The sequence below is a fragment of the bacterium genome (assembly GCA_016699595.1).
Taxonomy (GTDB): Bacteria; Patescibacteriota; Dojkabacteria.
In genome coordinates, this window is sequence record CP064982.1 from 471,053 (window position 1) to 491,082 (window position 20,030).

Annotated in this window: 19 protein-coding genes and 3 tRNA genes; 13 read left to right on the forward strand and 9 right to left on the reverse strand. The window is 31.8% G+C overall.

Going from position 1 to position 20,030, the window contains the following annotated elements; translation table 11 throughout:
* Positions 1-94: 94 nt before the first annotated feature.
* Positions 95-829, forward strand: coding sequence for a ribonuclease H-like domain-containing protein (locus IPJ91_02300; protein QQR93270.1), 735 nt, complete (start codon positions 95-97; stop codon positions 827-829).
* 116 nt (positions 830-945) lie between these two features.
* Here IPJ91_02300 and argS read toward each other — a convergent pair whose 3' ends face one another.
* Positions 946-2,877 carry an arginine--tRNA ligase gene (argS, locus tag IPJ91_02305; protein ID QQR93271.1) on the reverse strand — a complete coding sequence of 644 codons (1,932 nt, stop codon included), beginning with the start codon at positions 2,875-2,877 and terminating at the stop codon, positions 946-948.
* Positions 2,878-3,186: 309 nt separating this feature from the next.
* On the opposite strand from argS, the gene rny reads away from it, so the two are divergent.
* The 6 genes from rny (at position 3,187) to IPJ91_02335 (ending at position 8,277) form a co-directional block, all read left to right on the forward strand.
* The gene (rny, locus tag IPJ91_02310; GenBank protein ID QQR93272.1) at positions 3,187-4,911 is read left to right on the forward strand and encodes a ribonuclease Y; all 1,725 of its coding nucleotides are present in this window, start codon (positions 3,187-3,189) and stop codon (positions 4,909-4,911) included.
* 204 nt (positions 4,912-5,115) lie between these two features.
* Positions 5,116-5,328 carry a hypothetical protein gene (locus IPJ91_02315; GenBank protein QQR93273.1) on the forward strand — a complete coding sequence of 71 codons (213 nt, stop codon included), beginning with the start codon at positions 5,116-5,118 and terminating at the stop codon, positions 5,326-5,328.
* A gap of 27 nt (positions 5,329-5,355) precedes the next feature.
* A complete protein-coding gene (locus IPJ91_02320; GenBank protein QQR93274.1) occupies positions 5,356-5,844 on the forward strand; it encodes a hypothetical protein in 489 nt (162 codons plus the stop codon).
* Positions 5,845-5,883: 39 nt separating this feature from the next.
* Positions 5,884-7,374, forward strand: a complete 1,491-nt coding sequence (locus tag IPJ91_02325) for an ABC-F family ATP-binding cassette domain-containing protein (protein ID QQR93275.1) — start codon at positions 5,884-5,886, stop codon at positions 7,372-7,374.
* A 1-nt stretch (position 7,375) separates the two neighbouring features.
* On the forward strand, positions 7,376-7,858 hold the full coding sequence (locus tag IPJ91_02330) for a hypothetical protein (protein QQR93276.1): 483 nt from the start codon (positions 7,376-7,378) through the stop codon (positions 7,856-7,858).
* Between the two features lie 146 nt (positions 7,859-8,004).
* The gene (locus IPJ91_02335) at positions 8,005-8,277 is read left to right on the forward strand and encodes an HU family DNA-binding protein (protein ID QQR93277.1); all 273 of its coding nucleotides are present in this window, start codon (positions 8,005-8,007) and stop codon (positions 8,275-8,277) included.
* Positions 8,278-8,450: 173 nt separating this feature from the next.
* Here the strand turns inward: IPJ91_02335 and IPJ91_02340 are convergent, their stop codons facing one another.
* From IPJ91_02340 to IPJ91_02365, 6 genes are all read right to left on the reverse strand, one after another.
* Positions 8,451-8,924, reverse strand: coding sequence for a peroxiredoxin (locus tag IPJ91_02340; protein QQR93278.1), 474 nt, complete (start codon positions 8,922-8,924; stop codon positions 8,451-8,453).
* Between the two features lie 53 nt (positions 8,925-8,977).
* The gene (locus IPJ91_02345; GenBank protein ID QQR93279.1) at positions 8,978-9,304 is read right to left on the reverse strand and encodes a hypothetical protein; all 327 of its coding nucleotides are present in this window, start codon (positions 9,302-9,304) and stop codon (positions 8,978-8,980) included.
* Between the two features lie 73 nt (positions 9,305-9,377).
* A tRNA-Leu gene (locus tag IPJ91_02350) sits at positions 9,378-9,458 on the reverse strand.
* A gap of 10 nt (positions 9,459-9,468) precedes the next feature.
* Positions 9,469-9,540: transfer RNA gene (locus IPJ91_02355), tRNA-Cys, on the reverse strand.
* A 39-nt stretch (positions 9,541-9,579) separates the two neighbouring features.
* Positions 9,580-9,900, reverse strand: a complete 321-nt coding sequence (locus tag IPJ91_02360; GenBank protein ID QQR93280.1) for a hypothetical protein — start codon at positions 9,898-9,900, stop codon at positions 9,580-9,582.
* Between the two features lie 128 nt (positions 9,901-10,028).
* Positions 10,029-11,048, reverse strand: a complete 1,020-nt coding sequence (locus IPJ91_02365) for a hypothetical protein (protein ID QQR93281.1) — start codon at positions 11,046-11,048, stop codon at positions 10,029-10,031.
* 213 nt (positions 11,049-11,261) lie between these two features.
* On the opposite strand from IPJ91_02365, the gene IPJ91_02370 reads away from it, so the two are divergent.
* Together IPJ91_02370 and ftsH are read left to right on the forward strand one after the other, a co-directional pair.
* Positions 11,262-11,843 carry an inorganic diphosphatase gene (locus IPJ91_02370; protein QQR93282.1) on the forward strand — a complete coding sequence of 194 codons (582 nt, stop codon included), beginning with the start codon at positions 11,262-11,264 and terminating at the stop codon, positions 11,841-11,843.
* Positions 11,844-11,873: 30 nt separating this feature from the next.
* The gene (ftsH, locus tag IPJ91_02375) at positions 11,874-13,778 is read left to right on the forward strand and encodes an ATP-dependent zinc metalloprotease FtsH (protein ID QQR93283.1); all 1,905 of its coding nucleotides are present in this window, start codon (positions 11,874-11,876) and stop codon (positions 13,776-13,778) included.
* 106 nt (positions 13,779-13,884) lie between these two features.
* Here the strand turns inward: ftsH and IPJ91_02380 are convergent.
* Both IPJ91_02380 and IPJ91_02385 read right to left on the reverse strand, forming a co-directional pair.
* Positions 13,885-13,957 (reverse strand) — tRNA-Gly (locus tag IPJ91_02380).
* Between the two features lie 150 nt (positions 13,958-14,107).
* Entirely contained in the window at positions 14,108-14,491 is a 384-nt protein-coding gene (locus IPJ91_02385; GenBank protein QQR93284.1) for a hypothetical protein, read from the reverse strand.
* Between the two features lie 108 nt (positions 14,492-14,599).
* Between IPJ91_02385 and IPJ91_02390 the strand changes: the two genes are divergently transcribed.
* From IPJ91_02390 to IPJ91_02405, 4 genes are read left to right on the forward strand one after another with little or no spacing between them, the layout of a single operon-like run.
* On the forward strand, positions 14,600-16,843 hold the full coding sequence (locus IPJ91_02390) for an acetate--CoA ligase family protein (protein ID QQR93285.1): 2,244 nt from the start codon (positions 14,600-14,602) through the stop codon (positions 16,841-16,843).
* A 6-nt stretch (positions 16,844-16,849) separates the two neighbouring features.
* Positions 16,850-18,631 carry a 2-oxoacid:acceptor oxidoreductase subunit alpha gene (locus IPJ91_02395; GenBank protein ID QQR93286.1) on the forward strand — a complete coding sequence of 594 codons (1,782 nt, stop codon included), beginning with the start codon at positions 16,850-16,852 and terminating at the stop codon, positions 18,629-18,631.
* The gene (locus tag IPJ91_02400) at positions 18,615-19,391 is read left to right on the forward strand and encodes a 2-oxoacid:ferredoxin oxidoreductase subunit beta (protein QQR93287.1); all 777 of its coding nucleotides are present in this window, start codon (positions 18,615-18,617) and stop codon (positions 19,389-19,391) included. Before IPJ91_02395 ends, IPJ91_02400 begins: the two co-directional genes overlap by 17 nt.
* A 37-nt stretch (positions 19,392-19,428) precedes the next feature.
* Entirely contained in the window at positions 19,429-19,968 is a 540-nt protein-coding gene (locus tag IPJ91_02405) for a hypothetical protein (protein ID QQR93288.1), read from the forward strand.
* Positions 19,969-20,030: the final 62 nt, after the last annotated feature.

The following is a 20,030-nucleotide window of genomic DNA, read 5'->3' on the forward strand; positions in this document are numbered from 1 at the left end:
AGAATTAAATCAGGATTTGGTATCTATTGTATTTACAATTTATAAAGGCTTATAATAATAGAAGATATTTTAACAAAATTAAACTATTTCCAAAATGTACAAACTTGACCAGATAATAGATAAAGTCATATTCCTAGATATCGAAACAGTATCAGGTGCACATACACTTGAGGAACTTGATGAAAGAATGCAAAAACTTTGGGGCAAAAAATCTTTCAAGTTTAGAAAGGATTATGCGAAAAAAGTTAGCGAAGCCAAAATTTTCGAAGAGAAAGCTGCAATACAAGCAGAGTTTGGCAAAATAGTTTGCATATCTACTGGATATATAACTAGAAATTCGGAAAATGATGAACTAGAGTTCAAAACTAAATCGTTTTATGGCGAAGATGAAAAAAAACTTCTTGAAGAATTTAGTGACATGCTAAATAAGTTTTTTGAAAGTGACCAACTTGGAAGTATCAGAAAAATATGTACTCATAATGGCAAAGAATTTGACATTCCATATATCGCAAGACGAATGCTAATACTTGGATTACCACTTTCTCCAATACTTGATATTGCTGGGAAAAAACCTTGGGATATCAAGTTCATTCTTGATACCCAGGAGATGTGGCAGTTTGGCGATGTCAAAGCTTTCACAAGCCTTGATCTGCTTGCTGCAGTTTTTGATATACCGACTCCAAAGGATGATATAAATGGTGCTCAAGTTAGTAAAGTATTTTGGGAAGATAGAGATCTTGAGAGAATAAAAGTTTATTGCGAGAAAGATATATTTACGACTACACAAGTATTTTTGAAATTGAATCAACAAGCTATACTGAAAGTATAGAATTGAGTTGGTTCAGAATAAATAAGGAATATTTTGCGAAGTATTTGTATTTATTAAATAGTGTTAGTATTTTTTGGAATTAGATATACTTTTTGTTCTTAATTAATATTCTGATTTTACATCCTTTCAACAACCTCAATCCCAAGTAACCACATTCCTTTTTCAAGAAGTTGATTTGTCAATGAAACAATTTGCAATCTGACATTTTTTATATCCATATCATCTACCAAGACCTGATTCTCGGAATAAAATTTGTTGAAAAGCGTGGCAAGATCATATAGGTAGTGGCAAACTAAATGTGGTTGTAATTTTTCCCCAGCAACTCTAGCTACATTTTCAAATTCTGACAGTTTGACAACAAGTTCACTTTCTGAAGCACTAAATGAGTACTGTGAAGTATTAGGGCTTTGAGTAACCAGCTTTGTATCTGTAATTGAATTCAATATCGATAAACTTCTTACATATGCATACATTACATAAACTCCAGAAAATCCAGTAAGTGAAGTGAATTCCTCAGGATCATAGTTTATATCAGTATGAATTTCATGTGATAAAATCAGAAACTTCAAACTCGCAAGAGCAATTTTCGTTGCAATATCATTATCTTCAAACTTCATCTTGGACTTCACATTCTCGATAACTTCAGCCAAAACATCAAGTCCTTTTATACTATCTCCCATTCTTGAACTTTGTTTCTTATTGTTTCTAAGTAACCAACCAAATGGGATATGTTGCAATAACTTCTGATCAGTATTCAGACCAAGTAATTCAAGTGATTTAAATAGGTTTTTGAAATAATCAGCTTGCTCAATTGAAGTTGTAATAATTATTTTTTCTAAATCTGGATATTCTTGTAGTTTCAATTTGACCAAACCTACATCCTTCGCCGAATATGTTGGTAAACCATCTCTCGTTATATAAACAAAAGTCTTTACTTGTTTTTTCTCTGACTTTGATAATAGTTCCTTATTCAATATTACTGACCCTCCATTTTCCTCATCAATGACAAATACTTTGCCTACACTATCTTTCACAGCTGTTTCACCTATTTTCCATACTTCAGATTCAGGATATTGTCTATCGTAATGAATGCCAAGGCTTTCAAAAGCATCCATCTGATGTTCAACAGACCATTTCCTTGTAGTTTCATATAAAAAGTTGACTTGGTCAGAAGTTTTATCATAAACCAATTTATTGATATTTTTAATAAATGAAACCAAGCTTGGGTTTTCTTTGTATGCTTTTGCACCAAATGTATAAAATTTATCAACCAACTTTGACTTTGCTTTCAAATCCATTTGTTCGATTAGTAAAACAGCTTCCTGATAACTTGATATATCCTTTAGACTAATATCTTCTTCACTTAATGTAGAAACTTCTGGTATCTTGACTTCATAATAATCAAAGTTTTCAGTTTCAATCTCTTCATCGAGTTTTCCTTCATCAAGCAACTTAATTGAGCTTATTTGACCTGTTGAATCTATAGCTTTCAGATAGTCAATATTTGCAAGAAAAATACTTGCTCCAAAGATGCATTTTGCAACTTGCAAACCTACATCCCCAAAATAATTCGTTCGTATGACCTTGTATCCCAGACTTTCTATCAAATTTGACAAACTTAACCCAGTAATAGCTGATTTTAAATGCCCAATGTGAAAGGCCTTGTGTGTATTTGGTTGACCAAATTCAACCATAATCTCGCCATTTTGATTTGTGGAACTATTGACTTTTTTAATGGCGTCAATTTGCCCATTCAATATTTGAGTTAGTCCCAAATCATTTAGTTTGAAATTTATATAACCGTTTGTAGCTACAACTTGAGCAAATTGAATTTTATCTTGCAAAATCAGAGATAATTCAGACGCAATATCTTGTGAAGATTTCTTCAAAAGCGGAGCAATAATAAATGAGATATTTGTACTTAAGTCTACATTTCCAAACTTGGAATACTCGACCTTAACTTTTGATGTATCAAATTCAGAAGCAATATCGCTCTTGTAGAGTTCATGGATAGTTTCTATAATTTTGGTCAATATGTTACTCAGCATTTAATAATTATATCAAATCTCATCTAGTATTATGCTATAATCAAAATGTTGAATAATTTTTTCTGCAATTATCATTAAATATTTATTGGAAATATCTAGCTCTTGATTTGATGACTCTTTGTTGACAGTATATATTGAGAAACATTGAGGCTTGCTTTGGATAAATTGGAAATTTGGTAAATTTGCAAATCGACTAGTGTTGATTTGATACTAAAAGTTTGGAAATTCAATTATAGTCGGACATTAGATTTCCTGATTCTGATTGAAAGTGTCTTCTAAGATTGCAGAAAGATTATTGATAATTTCATTATGGATATTATAAATATTATTAGTGCATTGTTTTCTATAGCTTCTATTTCAATCGCACTATTTTTCTTTTGGAAAAGCACTTCTCAAAATAGGCTCCTAAAGGATGCAGAGGAAAAGTTTCTCGAGCTTTCTAAGTTGAAGTCTGAGCAAGGAGAACAAACAAGTACTTTGCTTCAAAATTTACAAGAAGTAGAAACTTCTAAAGCAAATCTTATACTCATCAACCAGGATTTACAAAGGGAACTTTCAGACATCAAAAGGAAATTAACTAATGAAGAAGAAGCCATTCAACTTGCTAGTTCAAAAGCCAAAGAAATTATACAAAAGGCAAAACTAGAATCTCAAGACATTGAAAAAAGAACAAATGAAATTTTGTCTCACGAGAAATCCCGTATAGATAAGGAGAAGAACGAACTTATAGAACAAGAAAAAAGACTTGATCAAAGAGAACAAGCATTATTACAGAGAAACAAAAACCTTGATGACAGATTTTCTAAACTTGATGAGCAAGAAAAAACTCTTGATGAAAAAGGAGAAGAACTAAAGTCACAATTTAGAAAAGTTGAAGATGAGTTATTGCAAATAGCATCTTTAACTAGAGATGAAGCAACGAAGTTAGTCCAAACAAAAATTGAGGATGAATTAACTAACTGGACTGCAAAGAGAATCAAGCAACAATCTAAATTGGTTGAGCTTGAATCCGAAGAGAGGGCCAAATCTATACTTATGGATGCTATGGTTCAAGGTGCAACTGATTATATAGCAGATGTAGCTATATCTAGATTTCGATTGGAGACTGAAGAACAGAAGGGTAAGATCATTGGTAAAGAAGGAAGAAACATCAAAACTCTAGAAAAATTAACTGGAACTGAGATAATGATTGATGAAGATTCCCCAACTATAACTATCTCATGTTTTGATCCTATTCGAAGAGAAGTTGCTGCTATCTCTATAGCTAGACTTTTGAAAGACGGAAGAATGCATCCTGGTACGATAGAAGAAACTGTAGACAAAGTGAAATCCGACTTACTTAAGATAATCAAAAAGGAAGGCGAAGAATTAGCTTTCAAATCTGGCTTCACAGATCTTCCTGATGAACTTGTGAAATTGATAGGCAAGTTCAAATACAGATTTAGCTACGGACAAAATCTTGCCAAACATGTACTGGAGATGGTTCAAATAGGAGAATCAATTGCAACTGAACTAAAAGCAGATGTACAAGCAGTAAAACTTGCATGCTTACTTCATGATTTAGGCAAAGTCGTGATTACTGATTCTTTAGGGCAGGATAATAGGCAACATCATCATATATCAGGGGAATATGCAAGAAAGTATAATCTCGGAGAAAAAGTAATAAATGCAATTGAGGCACATCATGATGATATAGCAAGTGAATATATAGAAGCTGAAATCGTCAAACTAGCCGACAAGATTTCAGGCAGTAGATCTGGAGCTAGAAGAGAAACATATGAAGAATATATAGCTAGAATAAAAGTAATCGAGGATGTAGCAAACTCATATGATGGGGTGAAAGATGCTTATGCAATTTACGCCGGTAGAGAAGTTAGAGTACTTGTTCAATCCGATAAGCTTGATGACAACCAGTGTATAATTTTGGCAAAAGACATTTCTGACGAAATATCAGACAGTGGTAAGTATCCAGGAGGAGTGAAAGTTACGATTATTCGAGAGTTTAGAATAAGTTCTTCAACTGGTAGGGAATAAAATACTAATAATACCATTAAACTATATGGCGAAATTTAGATTCAACAAATTAGTAAGAGATAAAATTGCAGTAATATTGAATCTAAGAAGGGAAAAGTTGAATTAAGAAAACTATCAAAGAAAGAGTTTCTCGAAGAATTAGTAAAAAAATTATCCGAAGAAACTAAAGAGTTAGTTGAATGTAAATTAGAAAAAGCAGATTTAATGACAGAGCTTGCAGATATAGTTGAAGTAATTAAAGCTATTCAAAGAGAAATTGATATCTCCGATGATGAATTAGAAAATGAACGAAAAATTAAAAATCAAAAAGCTGGTGCATTTGAAAATGGAGATTATATAAATTTAGTTGAAACTGAAGATTCTGAATGGATTGAATACTATAGACGAAATAATCATAAATATATAGAAATTGAATAGGTTTATTGTGTTATTCAAATTTAACATATGTCCACATCGCTAATTATCCTTGTAACAGTTGCCATAACTGGCTTTTTAAGTTTGTACTTTATGTTCAGAAAATCCGAACATAATAAATATAGTTATGGTTTCATGGGCAAAAAGATAGCTACATTCTTGCTTGTACTAATAATTGGTAGTTTTTCTTTAACTGATGGTTATGTGCTAAAGAAAAGTATTTTTGACAACAGGACTTTGGCAGATAATTCTTGGGTATTTGACATAGATGTGATGACTATAGAAGAAAAGAAAAACATTTTTGTTGCAGTATTTCAAAATGATAAGCCAATCAGTGACAAGTTAAATATCAAAATCAAAGTTTTTTATGATGAAGAGTTATTATTTGAAAATTTAGAAAAAGTTCAGAAAGTAAACAAGCTATCAATTCCCAACACAACGAACTTTAATAAAATAATTATTGAAATTTACGATGCAGATAAATTGGTTGAAACTTTTGAACAAATTGGTAATTACTAAAATATATTGATGATGCAATCAAAGTAATAAAGTTTCCATATGGAAGTTAAAATCTCAAAGCTTAAAAAACAATTTGGCAAGTTAGTACTTTTCGACAATTTCAATACATTCATAAGTAACGGAGAGACTATCGGTATTTATGGTGAGAATGGTAGTGGGAAAACTACTTTTCTTGATATTTTTGCCGGCATTCAAACTCCAACACTTGGAAAGATTGAGTATCTCCAATCATCAAATATAGCCTACTTCGAACAGAATGATTTGAAAAACTTCCAAGAAATATTGAATGAGGTCGTTGCCAATATTACAAATTATAAGCATACAGAGTTGGTAGATGGGATAAATCTAAACTCAAATAATTTCTCTTCAGGCGAAAGAGCGAAAATTTATCTGACAAAAATTATTAATTTAGGGGCAAATGTATATTTATTTGATGAGCCTACAAATCATCTTGATGAGAAATCAATAAGGATTTTGGCACATATAATCAAGAATTTATATGGAGTGAAAATTTTAGCTTCACACGATGAAACTTTCTTGAAGCTTGCAGCTTCGAAAATTTGGTACTTGAAAAACAATCAAATAGAAATATATAAAGGAAACTTTGAGAAGTTCTGGTATTCAAAAAGGGAAAAAGAGGAAGAAACTGAAGAAAGATTTCGACTTGTAATGAAAAAAATCGAAAAGTATAGGGAAAATGATAGAAGGCGACAAGATAAATTTACTGAAAACAAAAAGATTGGGAAAGCTGATCCCGTCAAAGTATTTCGAAAAAAGTACAAATTTATACACCAAAACAAGGTCTACAAAAATCGTGTTCGTAGACTTCTCAATAAAGAACTACCTAAACTCCCTAAAGACAAACAAGATCTTCTCTTGGAATTTGCTTATGCACCTTTTGAAAATAACGAACCACTTATGGTCATTGACAACTTATCCAAGTCATATACCAAAAGAAAAGTGTTGAACAATCTTGACTTTCAAATAGAACCCAAAGAAAAGATTTTGGTAATCGGTCCCAATGGATCAGGAAAAACTACTTTGCTCAAAATACTTGCAGGGATTGAGCGTGATTTTGAAGGAAAAATTACAAGAGGTGAAAAATTGAATCTAGCATATTTCAAACAAGATAATTTTGACGATTTAAACTATAAAAACACTGTTTTTGAAGAATTTGTCAAATTTGTTCTTCACCAAAATCATGATACATTCAAAGAACTTGAAACTGTTCACAATATAACTGCTGAACAAGTATTAGAACAAATCAAACTTTTGGAGTTTGATAGTTCCTACACAAAAAGAGGAATTGCAGATTTATCTGAAGGTGAAAAGATCAAGTTAAGGTTTGCGAAGTTGCTTCTTCTTGAACCAAATTTGCTCTTGCTCGATGAACCTACAAATCATCTAGATTCTAGAAATAAAACTGGAGTTTTGAATGCTATAAAAAATTTCGAAGGAGCAATAATCGTAGTAACTCATGACCCCGAAGTTATAAATTTGATAAATTGGGATTATAAGATAAATTTATAAAATGAAAATTTTAGTTTATACTTTCTTTGCATATCAAAAATTATCTTCGAAATTACTTCATAATCTTGAAAGTGAATCTTTTGACAAATGTTTCATTTCCTCAAATAGATCTCTTGAATTGCTTTTAGAGAAGATTTCTAAATATGATATAGTTTTAGGAATTGCTGATCATAATAAAAAAGCATTGAAAAGTAGGTTAGATTTAACTTATATCAACAAATATGGAAAAAGAAAAATCTTAAATAATTCTGCAGATTTTTACAAAAGTAATTTAGATATAAACCAAATTAAACTTAATGATTTTTATGTTTTTAAAAGTTATTCTAATGGTCGGTGTAACAGAAGTGCATACTTGATAATGAACAAAATCACAAATTCAAATTTGCAAACTCATTTCTGTTTTTCACATTTATCAAGAAAAAATATATCAGAAGATCTTAAAAATTTAATTTCAGCTCTTACAAATTATACAAAAGCTACATAAAGTGATACATTAAAGGTCTTCAACTTGACAAATGCCTTATTTTACTTGACTTTATGTCAAAAAAGTCATATAACTAGTTTAATTCTAAAGTTAAAAGTACACCACTTATTACCTCTAGAATAATTTTCAAATAGGAGAAAAATACTATGAACAAAGGACAATTCGTAAAAGCTTTGTCAGCAGAATTGGGAGTTTCTCAAAAAATGGCTGATGATGCTCTAAATGCAGTTTTGGATCTCGTCCAAAAAACCCTCAAAAAAGGTGACTCTGTTGTCTTTACTGGTTTCGGTAGTTTTGTAGTCCGAAAACGAGAGGCAAGAGAGGGAAGAAATCCACAAACAGGTGCTTCTTTGAAGATCCCTGCAAGAAAGGTTCCTGCCTTTAAGGCTGGACGAACATTGAAAGATGCAGTAAGATAAGATAGTTTTTGAACTTCAAAAATTATATCGATGCATCGAAATTTTAATTTTCCGCAAGTAATAAATTTATAAAAATTTATGAAAGCGGAATTATTTTTTAGTAACTAAATAGTTTGCAGCAACCACTATAATATATGCATTTAAAACTAATGAGGCTGTATTTATAATTAATACTAAACTATCAAATTAGTCTTTGCAAGATAGTCTTTCAGTTCTTTAAGATGTAGAATTGGATTGACATTTCGAAATTCCTGCATGACTTTCCCTTCATTATCAATCACAAAGGTTGATCTTTCATTGGTCAGAAACTTTTTACCAAACATTGACTTCTCTTTCATAACTCCAAATTCTTTTGCAAGTTCTAAGTGAATATCTGCAACTAAAGTAAAGTTTAAGTTATGTTTAAATATAAACTTTTTGTGTGAGTTTATGTCATCTCTACTAACTCCAATAATTGCTATTTTTGTTTTATCAATTGATTCATTTAGATCTCGAAAACCACAACCTTCAATCGTGCAACCAGGCGTATCATCTTTTGGATAAAAGTATAAGATAGTAAGTTGTCCCTGTAGATCATTTTTCGTAAATTCTCCAATGTGAAAATCCCCATTTTCAAGTTGAACTTTTTGAATTGGTAAAGATAGCATAGAATTTGTATGACAAATAGATAAGTAGAATTTCCTAATATTAGGAATAATCTTCAAAAAATCATATCAAAGAAGGTAAAGCTATGCAACTTTATACTTTTCGGACAGATATATTGCATAATTGAAGTGGGGTGATAGGTTGTATTTCTACTAGATAGCCTGACAAAGAACTTTAATTCAAGCTTTGTATGGACCAAACGACTTACTGATTCTAAAAGGGAAAGTATATACAAAACCACCAAAAGACCCTTCTTTTCTAGGCTGTATATATTTAGGGTACTTCGAATTTCAGGGTTCGAATTTACCTCCAGACCCGGGTCTAGCTGAACAAGCATATCAATCAATATGTTGGAATAAGAAATCAACAGGATTTCATCCATTAGAAAATTTTCTACTATTAAATGGATCTCAAACTGAAATTATATGGAAACAAATGGGCAGGTAGGATATCTCTACCCGGGGAGGGGCTCGAACCCTCACGGCTTTCGCCAAAGGATTTTAAGTCCTTCGTGTCTACCATTCCACCACCCGGGCACGATTCATCAGGAAACGGCGGGATTCGCACCCGCGCATGGCGGTTTTGCAGACCGCTGCCTTACTACTTGGCTACGTTTCCAAACCAAAATAAATGCAAAAATAATTTTCGTTTTTAACCTTATTTATCGCAGACACTAGATCTAAACGGTACATCCTTCTGACTGCAGTACTCTTCTAATGTAAGCCCCTTTTCTTTCAAACCTTCTTCGAATCCTTCTTTAAAATTTACCTTGAAAGACGGTGTAGATGCTACGGCGAACATCCCAATTACACAGGCACAGCAACACAAGCATGTAGTTACCAATGCAACTATACCAACTACCTTCTTGGTACTATTCTTTTTTGGTTGTACAGACTCTACTACTTGCGGCTGAGTTGGCAACGGAACACTTTGTACTTGTGCAGGTTGATTGACTTGGGGAATTGTATTTTCTGGCATATTTTTTAGATACTCTAGATATTGTCTATACTAGATAAAATTATATAAATAAAAAAACAAAATAAGCTATTTTAGAATGTGAGAAATAGAAATCACTATGTCATATAGAAAAACAGCCCAGTTACTCGCTAATTTGAGTATTCATATATAAGCTTTGACATTACCTCAACACATTCTACAGGAAAATTTCCAAATGCTGTTTCTCCTGAGAGCATTATAGCATCTGCACCCTGCTTAATTGCAAGAACAATATCTGCAACATCAGCATTACTTGGCAAATGGTCTTCAAGCATAGATTCCAACATCTCGGTTGCAACTATAGAATACCTACTCTTTGACTGAATTTGATCTAGCATATCTATTTGAACTGCTGGAATTCTTTCATAACCAATTTCTGCTGACATATCGCCTCTAGCAATCATTACCCCGTCAACATTGTCCAATATCTCCTCCAAATTTGAAATTCCAAATTGATCTTCAATTTTGGCTATAAATTGATAATTATAACTTCCTTTATTTTGTTGATTTTTGAGTTCTTCAATACTGTTTTTTATTACTTGAACATCTGTAGAATTTCTTATAAAACTTCCTGCAATTATCTCCCAATCGTTATCTATAGCATATGATATTTGCTCTAAATCGATGTCAGTTATAGGTAAATTTTCCAAATATGTACTTGGTACATTCATTCCCTTTCCACCTTTGATTATTCCACGACTTATAACCTCGGTAATTATTATTCCTTCTATATAATCTATAGATTGAACCTGTAATGCCACTGCACCTTTATTAATTTTTATAACCCTTCCCGGTTTTATAACTTTGTATAAATCAGGATAAGTAACAGGAAACACTTTGTGATCAGATTTTGATCCAATCAAAAAGGTATCTCCCTTGTTCACTGCATATTCTTCATGAAATTTATTCAATCTCAACTCATGTCCTTTGATATCTAGCAATAATCTAACTTTAAAGTTATTTTCTTTTGCTATCCTCCTGATAAGGTTGCCGACCCTATCCATCTCTGGAAGATCAATAAAAGCGCCATTAAAACGAGCTACGGTCATGCCGTTTTTCATCATAGCTTCAAGAATATTAGGATCCCAAGAAGAAGGGCCTATTGTACATACAATGTCAATTTGTTTCATAAATTTTATCTTTACTAAAGTTTTTAACCTCGTATTGTAATCAATAAATGAGAATATTGGAAGCGAAAACTATAATTTGTAATCTAGCAAATGAGCAAAACCTCAAATATCGTATAAATTTGAAAAATCTCTGATATAATCTTTCGACTGTAGATAGATTTTCATTATCTATATAGCTCTAATTATTCTAATCATCAAAATAATCTTTTAACAATGGTAAACTACAATCATCCCCAACATTTATTACAAACTTTCTCTGATATTGATAATCATATCATAAACTGTATCGTAGAAATTCAAAAAGGAAGTCTCAATAAATATGAAATTCAAAAAGATAGCGGAATATTGAAACTTGATAGAGTTATGTATAGCAATATGCCTTATCCAAGTGACTATGGCCTTATACCTCAAACATATGATGAGGATGATGATTTGCTTGATGTAATGATTTTGAATGATGGTGAGCCATTTCACTCAGGCTCCCTAGTAGAAGGAAGAGTCATAGGAATACTTCATTTTGAAGATACTGGAGAAGTAGATGACAAAGTCTTGGTAGTGCCAAATGATGATTATAGATACAAAGGCATTTCAAATATCGGAGACTTAAATTTTGCACAAAAAGAAGTTATTGATTTTTACTGGAACAATTACAAAACCATACAACTAAAAGTAAAAGGCAAAGAAGGCAAAACCGAAATCAAATCATGGGGCAATGTCGAAGATGCAGTCAAGACAATTGAAAAAGCTATGCAGCTTTACAAGTCCAAATTTTCGGACAATCCGAGCCTTGGTTAAAAATTTAACAAATAATATAAAGCGATATACATGAACGAAACCAACCCACAAGAACAAAATAATTTTCCCTTTGATAATGCAGCAAATATAAACAATCAAAATCAAAGCAGTGCCGATAAATCACAGGTTAATAAACCCAGAATTTTTCGTAAATTATCAGGCATGAATTTGATAATAATAGGCATATTGGCGTTTTTATTATTAAGTAGTTTGATATCTTCAATAAGTTCAAAAATCGAAGAATCCAAGCAAATTGATTTTCAAAAGATAAGTACTGAGATCAAAAATGGCAATGTAAAAAGTATAGAGTACTGCAACAAAAATCTTACCGTAAGACTTAACGATGACAAGGAACTAAAAACCAACATATCTGTAAATCCAGTTAGTCTATTTTTTGATCAACAATCAGAGCTAAAGATAGATTCAACAAAAATTAGCTATAAAGAATGCACTCAAGGGATACCAGCAGAAGACATAATTGGTTATGGCATTCAAGGGTTACTCTTACTTGGTATGGGTGTATTGATATGGAAGTTATTGAAAAGCATGAATGATCAAGGTTCAAAGATTTTTGGATTTGGTGAGAGCAAAGCAAAGATATCTATAGGCAAAAAGCAAGACATTACACTTGCAGATGTTGCTGGCATTGAAGAAGCAAAGGAAGAATTGAATGAAATTGTACTATTTCTGAAAGATCCGAAAAGATTCCAAGATATGGGAGCAAGAATTCCAAAAGGTATCTTGATGGTAGGAGCGCCCGGAACTGGTAAAACACTTTTAGCTAGAGCAATTGCAGGTGAAGCTGGAGTTCCATTTTTTGCAACTTCAGGTTCAGAGTTTGAGGAAATGCTTGTTGGAGCAGGAGCATCTAGAGTTAGAGATTTGTTTGACAAAGCAAAGAAACTGCAACCAAGTCTAATTTTTATAGATGAAATAGATGCAGTGGGAAAAAGAAGAGGAACAAATATAAATTCAAATGCAACCGAGCAAACATTAAATCAAATTTTAGTTGAAATGGATGGCTTTGAGAAGAATCAAAATGTAATCGTCATCGCAGCAACAAATAGACCTGATGTACTTGATCCTGCACTACTTCGACCTGGAAGATTTGATAGAAAACTAACTTTAGATTTGCCAGATCAAGAAGGAAGAACAAAAATTCTCGAAATACATGCAAAAAACAAACCACTTGCAGCTGATGTTGATCTAAGCAAAATTGCAAAAAGAACGATAGGTTTTACTGGTGCTGATCTTGAAAATACTTTGAATGAATCTGCAATTGCTGCTGCCAAGGCAGGTAAAAAAGTTATTGACACTCACGACATTGAAGAAGCTACATTGAAAGTTGTTATGGGTTCAGCAAGAAAACGAAGGAGAACTCAAAAAGAATTAAACATTGTTGCTTATCATGAAGCAGGACATGCTGTAGTTACGAAATTTGTTCCTGAGGCCGATCCAATTCACAAGATAACTATAGTAAGTCGTGGAATGAGTGGAGGTATGACCATGCACATGCCTGAAGATGATGAAACAATGACAAGCAGGACGAAAATTTTGTCTGAAATCAAAGTTCTGCTTTCTGGACAAATTGCTGAAAAACATTTTATGGGTGATATCACAACCGGAGCAAGCAACGATATTGAGAGAGCTACAAAGTTGGCTCGTGGAATGGTGAAGAAGTTTGGTATGACGAAACTAGGCATGATAAATTATGGACTTGATGAGGAAGATTCTGGAACTTACTTCCCAACGAAAGATTATTCAGAAGCAACTGCTAGCGAGATTGATGTTGAGGTAAATAGGATAATTGAGGACTGTTATAAAGAAGCAGAAAAGATCATATTGGAAAATAAAGATAGACTTGAAAACTTGAAAAATGCTTTGTTGGAAAGAGAGATCATAAATGCAGAAGAATTTGAGGAAATTATGAAGTAATTATTTTAATTTAATAATTCATTTTTAGAATCTTAGGTTCGAAACGCTGAAAGATCAAGTAAATTCTAAGAGAAGAGGTAAGTTGGTAAGTAGAAAGCACATAATCAGCGAAAGACGGGGCTCGAACCCGCAACCTCTTCCTTGGCAAGGAAGCGCTCTACCAATTGAACTACTTTCGCAAAGTGAAAAGATTTTAGCAAGTTTGGGGAATTTTGTAAAATAGAAAATAGTTTAGTCTAATTTTTTTATTATCACATTTCCCTCATCTGGATCTGAAATTAGTTTAGTTATATACCCCCTTATCTGGATCTAGAACTAATCCATTTTTATTATTCATCTTTTAATTCCGTCACATTGATATAGATCAGGTCTCCTAAAAGCCTATAATATATTCGTAATCCTAACATGTCCAGCAATTTGTCTCCTTGAGGAGGTACATAATCTGCCACTTCTTTATTAGGCATATAATCTAACTTCAATTTTTTATTAGGCGTATTATCTAACTCACCTTCTTTATCAGATGGAATATTTGCACCTGCATTTCCCGTTAGTATCATGTCTCCCTGTGTTCCTCTTTTAGGAAAAATGACTCCGTCAAAATTTATTTTATCATTATCGTCACGCTGAGGTTTCCAATTAAACCTCATTTCATCTCCATCAGAATCACTAAGTTTAAACAACTTTGTTATTTTGAATTGTTTTAAGTTAATCATATTCCAATTATAACTAATGTAATGTAATATGTCAAATAGTTTGCAACACAATTGAAACAAGCATTAATCTTACTGATTTAGTTTCAGATATTTGATAAACTAAATAAAGTGAATATTGCCCAATTCCTAGATCCAAAAAGTATAGCTATTTATGGAGTTTCCGAAGATCCCAAAAAAGTAGGTTCACAAATATACTTCAATATAATTCACAATAACTTCAAAGGTCAAGTTTTCCCTATAAATCCGAACTATGATAGTGTTCATAATGTAAAATGTTATAAAAATATAATAGAACTAGCCTCCCTGACAAGGGAGGGTGTCACGGAAAGCGTGACGGGTGGGTTAAAAATTGATCTTGCAATTATTGTTACACCTTCTCAAACAATTCCACAAATACTTGAAGAAATTGGTCAAACTCAGACCAAAAATGTAGTTATCATCTCAGCCGGTTTCAAAGAAATTGGAAAAGCTGGAATAGAACTGGAAAATAAAGTTTTGGAACTAGCAAGTAAATATGGATTAAATATTTTAGGACCAAATTGTTTAGGTTTTATAAATAACATTTCAAACTTGAATGCAACTTTTTCTTCAATTCAACCAAGACTAGGTAATGTTGCCTTTGTTTCACAATCTGGTGCAGTTGGAACTAGTTTTATGGATGTTTGCGAAGAGCGAGGTTTAGGTTTGAGTTATTTTGTTTCACTTGGAAATAAAGTTGGGATAAATGAAAATAACTTACTAGAATTTCTTTTGCGGGATCAAAAAACTGAAGTTATTGCATTTTATCTAGAAGATTTTGAAAAAGGTTTAGACTTTATACAAATTATTGAAAATTATTCGCGTAATGGTAAACTTATCAAACCAATAGTGCTAATTCACCCCGGAAGTTCAGAACAGGCAAAATCTGCAGTTAGTTCGCATACTGGCTCTCTTGCTAAACCTTGGGACATTATAGAAACTGCACTTCAGAAATATGGAGTTATAACCATTTCAAATATTGAAAGTTTTATAAATGTCATAACTCTTTTGAGTTGGAATTTAAATAATTTCTTAAGTTTTGAAAATAAATCACAAAACATTGATAATGTTGCAAACAAGAAATCCCTAAACTTTACAGTTTTGACTAATGCTGGAGGTCCGGGAATTATTTTGACTGACCTACTTTCACATAATGGATTTAATTTAGATAAATTGAGTGATAAAACTTTGTCTAAATTGAATAATTCTGAAGTTCTGAAGAACAAAGGCTGTTCTTTTGCAAATCCAATTGATATAGTTGGTGATGCCAAAGTTGATAGATACAAAGAAAGTTTGGAAATAATTTTGAATGATCAAGGAATCAAGAATGTAATAATAATTCTAACTCCACAAAGTTCTACTGAAATAAAAGAAACTGCAGAATTAATTATAAATTTGAAAAGTAAATTTAAAAGTAAGTTAATAATCCCACTTTTTGCAGGTGGCATTCATATCAAGCAAGCTCGAGATGAATTTTATAAAAATAGAATTATGAATTTCAAATATGACGATGATTTGATAGATACTTTGATTGCATTGAAAAACTGGGGTAATAATAAGTATATTTTGAATGTTCCAAATTTAGCTTCAGAAGCAAATTTGAATACTGTAAAACTTACAGAAGGGATTTTATCAGAATCTGAAGTTTTGAAACTTTGTGAAGATTACAAAATCTCAATACCTAAGACCTTTTTGTTTGATAATGTTGATAAATTGAATGTGTCAATAGATCAAGTAGATTTCCCAGTTATTCTGAAAGCTACTTCAAAAGATGTACTTCATAAAACTGAAAATAAATTAGTTGAAATTGCTACAAATCGAATTGAGTTACAAAGTAAGTTTGTTGAAATGCAAAACAAAATTCAAAAAATTAAACTTTTAGACGAAAAAAATTCAGGTAATTTAGTTATAAATTTTGATAATTATTATCCTGATATTTTGATACAAAAAATGCTGCCAAAAAGTCTGGAGTTATTTGTTGGAGTGAAGCGAGATGGTGACAGTGAAGTATATCAAAGTAAATTTGGATTTGGACATATGTTGATTTTTGGGACTGGTGGAATATATACAGAAATTTACAATGATTTATCTAAAGTAATATTACCAATTGATCTGCTTGAAATTGAAACAATGATAAATAAAACTAAAGTTGGAAAAGTTTTGAATGGAGCTAGAGGAAAAGTCTTTGCAAAAGAAAAGTTGATAAATTTACTTTTGCATTTACAAAATTTGGTTTTCGATCATCCAGAAATTTCTGAAGTTGATATAAACCCAATCATGATCTCTGAAAATTATGCTCAAGTTGTCGATATGAAAGTCATTGTTAAAAATTAGAATAATATGTCACAAACTACTCTAAAAATTCACGGTCAATCTGGACAAGGAATTGAAACTCTTGGAATGATTTTGGCAAATTCTCTTCTGAAAAGTGGTTATTTTGTTTTTACACATAGAGAATACCCAAGTCTGATCAAGGGAGGCAATGCCAATTTTCAAATTGAGTTTGGAGATAAAGAAATCACTTCACCTCATGACAAGGTAAATATTTCCTTAGTTCTAAATAAACTTCAAACATTGTGGAAGCTTGATGAACTTGCAAAAAATGCTATTTTAATAACCGATGTTTCAACTCAAAAATTAACTGAAGCTGAAAATCAAATTATCAAAAATAAAAATGTAAATCAAATTTATATAAATACAGAACAAATTATAGCTGAAGCTCAAGCTGAAATTATTATGAAAAATATAGTTTTACTTGGGACTATAGCTCAAATAATTGGACTTGATCTAGAAGTAGTAAAAGATGTAATTTCAACTGAACTTGGTAATCACTCAGAAAAACTTGAGATGAATTTCAAATTACTTGAACTTGGGTTTAATTATAATTTGGAAAACAAATTCAATTTTCCAACCTTAAAATTAAATGATAAAGTCGAAAATAATTCTAATAAAGCTTTGATGACAGGACATGAAGCTTTATGTTTAGGTGCAATTTCAGCTGGTTTAAAGTTTTTCTTTGGTTACCCTATGACTCCAGCTTCAAATATTTTGAAATACTTGACTGAGAATGCGAAAAAGTTTGATATATATGCTCGTCAAGTCGAAGATGAAATATCAGCAATAACGATGAGTTTAGGTTCATCATTAGGAGGAGTTAGGTCAATGACTGCAACTTCTGGTGGTGGATATGATCTGATGACTGAGCAAATTTCATATGCTGGAATTTCTGAAACTCCAATTGTTGTAGTTTTAGGTCAAAGACCCGGACCATCAACAGGTATGCCAACTTGGACTGCGCAAGGTGATCTGAATTTAGCAATTTACGGAGGACATGGAGAATTTCCGAAACTTGTTATGTCGCTTTCAGATCCTTACACAGCTCACGAGCAAATTCAAAATGCTTTTAATTTTGCCGACAAGTATCAACTTCCTGTTATAGTTTTAACTGATAAATTTCTTGCTGAAAGTAATTTCACTGTAGATCCAACAAAATTCAAACAAATTGCAATTGATAGAAACTTAATAAGTTTGGATGATGTTACTTCCTTGGAGAAGCTACCGGAAGAGGAGAAAAGGTTTAGCGAAAAAAGATATGAATTTACTGCTTCTGGAATTTCTCCAAGATGGCTTCCTGGAACTTCAAGTTTTGACTATGATATCAATAGTGATGAACATGATGAGTTTGGGAATGTAACTGAAGATGCAGACATAGCAAGTAGGATGTATGAAAAAAGAATGCGAAAATTGGTGAGCTTGAAACAAGAATTACCTGAACCTGAGATTTTCACAAATCAAACTTTTGATGCACAAACAAATTTGGACAATTTGCAAAGTTATATATCATGGGGTTCAACGAAGTGCAATTTGCAAACTCATTTACAAAATTTAGATGACAAGAATATTCCAGCTCAATTTTTACACTTTGAGTATTTATGGCCACTCAAGACTGAAAAATTAATTAGGTTTCTAAATAAATATAAGGATGCAATAGTTGTTGAAAATAACTACGAAGGACAATTCGCAAATTTGATCCAAAAAGAAACTGGAATAATGATTGTTAATAGAATTAATAATTGGAATGGTAGAAATATAAACTTCAATCAAAATGTCAAAGATCAGTGATTATTATTCAAAAAACTTACCTACTTGGTGTGGAGGTTGTGGGAATTATGGCATAATGTCAGCTGTTAAACTTGCACTAGTTGATTTGCAAATTGAATCTAAAGACTTATGCTATTGTTTTGATATTGGCTGCAATGGAAACATGAGCGACAAGATCAAAGGTTATAGATTTCATGGACTTCATGGACGAGTTTTGCCACTTGCAACAGGTTTGAAACTGTCTCAACCAAATTTGACAGTTCTAGCTTCAGGTGGAGACGGAGGAACTTATTCTGAAGGCATAAATCATTTTATACATTCTATCCGACATAATTATCCAATCACATTTTTAGTTCACGATAATCATGATTATGGTCTGACAACCGGTCAATGTTCTGCAACTAGTCCAGATGGATTTAAGATGAATAGTAGTCCGGAAGGTCAACTTGGAGAAGTATTGAATCCTCTGAAACTTGCTATGTCAGTGAATGCAACATTTGTTGCTCAAACTAGTTCAAGTAATATCGAACAAATGAGAAAAGTTATCAAACTTGGAATTGAGCATCAGCATAAGAATAATGGTTTTGCATTTATAAACATCATTCAAGCATGTCCAACTTACAACAAGTATGGAATGGAAGAATTTATAAAAGGTAATTTATTTGATGTAGATGAAGGAAATTCTAATGGTATAATTCATAATCCTAATGATTATCAAAGTGCGATTGATATAGTTGAAAAATACAGATACCCACTTGGCCTAATTTATCAAAGAATGTAGTGTAATACACAAGAAACTTAATATTTATTATTCTAACTTGTCAAACTACTTAGCAATACAAAGTTCATTTCAACCTGAAGAATTAGTTATAGAAACTGAAGGTAATATTTTTTTGCATAAATTTAGCGAAACTGAAAAACCTGCCGAGAACCTAGCAAAAGTAACTAGTGCAATTTTCAGCAAAAATAATCTCAAAGTTGATAATCTCGACTTTGTCATAGTTACAACAGGTCCTGGAAGTTTCACTGGACTGCGAGTTGGTATCGCATATGCAAAATCTTTAGTTCAATTTAATAAAAATATCAAGTTAATTGGTTTAAATTTGCTTCAAGTTGCAAAATGGAAATTTGGAAAAGATTCCTATCTTGATGCAAGAAACAATAGATCATTTATTTTAGAAAATGATAAGTTAGTAGTTAAAAATAATTCTGAAATTGCAGAATTTGAAAATTTTGTAAATGCAAATACTTTGAATGCAAATGATTTAATTGATTATGTGAAGAATAATGCAGTTGCTGAAGTTACTAATTTTTATGAATTTTTGCCTGATTATGTGCTAGAGCCTAGGATCGGGTAAATCAGTTTTATAAACTTTTTAAGCTTATACAATTATCTATTTCCAAGTAATCGCCTTGACTA